Here is a 1,539-nt window from a genome sequence, read left to right as displayed (position 1 = left end):
CGCCGCGCCGTCGCGCGCGCGGGCGGACGAGGCGCTGCGGGCAGAACTCGGCGTGGGAATCGGGGAGTTCACCGCGCGGTGGCGGGTCTATCTGGACCGGCACCTCGGCTAGGGTTTTTGCCTGAGAGGCAAGAGATTTGACTCTGGGGTACGCCCCTGGCTCAATGGCCGTCATGACCTCCGACCACCCCCAGGCCCCCCACCTGCGCGAGCTGCGCCGCCGCGCCGGCCTGACGCTGGAGGCCGCCGCCGCCAGGGCGGAGCTGTCGCCGGCCCACCTCTCCAGGCTGGAGACCGGGCAGCGCCAGCCCTCACTGCCGGTGCTGCTCAAGCTGGCCCGCATCTACGGTACGACGGTGTCCGAGCTGCTCGGCGAGGCCCCCTCGGCGCAGACGTCGGTCGTCCGGGGCGCCGACGCCCCCGTACGCGAGGCCGGCGGCTGGTCGTACCGGCAGGCAGGCGGCACGGACCGGGGGATGCAGGCGCTGCGGGTGCACGTGCCGTACGACGCCGCCCACCGCGATCTCGTCCGGGTCCATCCCGGCGAGGAGTGGCTGTACGTGCTCGACGGGCGGATGCGGCTCGCGCTCGGTGACGGCGAGCACCTGCTCGACCCCGGCGACAGCGCCCAGTTCGACTCCCTCACCCCGCACCGCATCGCCGCCGCCGACCCCGGCGGGCTCGTGCTGCTCTTCGTCCACACGCTGCTGCAGAGCGCCGTCGCCGGGCTGTGCCTCGGCGACGGCACCCGGCACTGACCCCAAGGAGACCGCCGTGACCAAGCGGACCGAGGAGAGGTTCCCCCGCGGCCTGGTGATCCGCCTCCTCGTCTACATCTTCGTCGGCCACCTCTTCGCCGCGTTCCTGCTGCTCCTCTTCAAGGCGGGCGGCGGCGCGTAGCCATACGCCAGTACGTCACCACGCCAGTACGTCACCACGTCAGCATGTCGCTGTCCGCCGGCGCCCCACGCCCCCGCTGCCGCGGCATCTCCGCCTCCCCGTCCCCGGCACCGCCCGGCGCCGTCACCGTCGACCGCCACAGCCGCCGGCAGGCCAGCACCGTCGCCGCGACCAGCAGCCCGTTGCGCAGCGCCAGCAGCGCGATGCCGAACCCGGTGCTCCCCACGACCTCCCCGAACCACACCGGGAACTCCGCCAGCGTCACCCCGGTCGCCACCAGCACCAGCCCCGCGGGCAGCGCCATCCGCGCCGCCCGCAGCGTCAGGCACACGGCGGCCAGGCCGACCAGCCAGATCAGGTACTGCGGGCTGATCACCCGGCTCGTCGTGGTGAACAGCAGCGTCCCCGCGAACGCCGCCTCGCACCCCGTCGTCGCCGTGAACTCCCGCGCCCGCAGCCGCCACAGCACCAGCCACCCCATCGCCAGCGCCGACAGCCCCAGCGCCAGGTCGCTGACCGGGCCGACGCCGGGACCGAGGAACTCCATGGAGCCGTAGTGCAGCTGCACGGTGCCGTCCCAGCCGTGGTGCCGGGCGACGTGGAAGACCAGCGCGCCCAGCGACTCCACCTCCGTACCGC

At 74.0% G+C, this 1,539-nt stretch carries 2 protein-coding genes and 1 pseudogene; 2 read left to right on the top strand and 1 reads right to left on the bottom strand.

The features are described 5' to 3' along the window. The first annotated feature begins 164 nt into the window (after nt 1-164). Nucleotides 165-758 carry a helix-turn-helix domain-containing protein gene (locus H5J30_RS32460; RefSeq protein ID WP_181791231.1) on the top strand — a complete coding sequence of 198 codons (594 nt, stop codon included), beginning with the start codon at nt 165-167 and terminating at the stop codon, nt 756-758. Nucleotides 759-774: 16 nt separating this feature from the next. Beyond that, on the top strand, nt 775-900 hold the full coding sequence (locus H5J30_RS36130; RefSeq protein ID WP_309505697.1) for a DUF6126 family protein: 126 nt from the start codon (nt 775-777) through the stop codon (nt 898-900). Between the two features lie 31 nt (nt 901-931). On the opposite strand, the pseudogene H5J30_RS32455 reads toward H5J30_RS36130, so the two are convergent. Then, nucleotides 932-1,539: pseudogene (locus H5J30_RS32455) on the bottom strand (hypothetical protein); the annotation flags it as partial.

The sequence above is a fragment of the Streptomyces phytophilus genome (assembly GCF_013870535.1).
GTDB classification, from domain to species: domain Bacteria; phylum Actinomycetota; class Actinomycetes; order Streptomycetales; family Streptomycetaceae; genus Streptomyces; species Streptomyces phytophilus.
Note: the sequence above shows the minus strand (reverse complement) of the source record. Positions and strands in the feature narration are given on the sequence as shown.

What these genes read in the sequence shown, in the direction of transcription:
- H5J30_RS32460 (WP_181791231.1), top strand. Translation starts at nt 165, where the DNA reads ATGGCCGTCATGACCTCCGACCACCCCCAGGCCCCCCACCTGCGCGAG.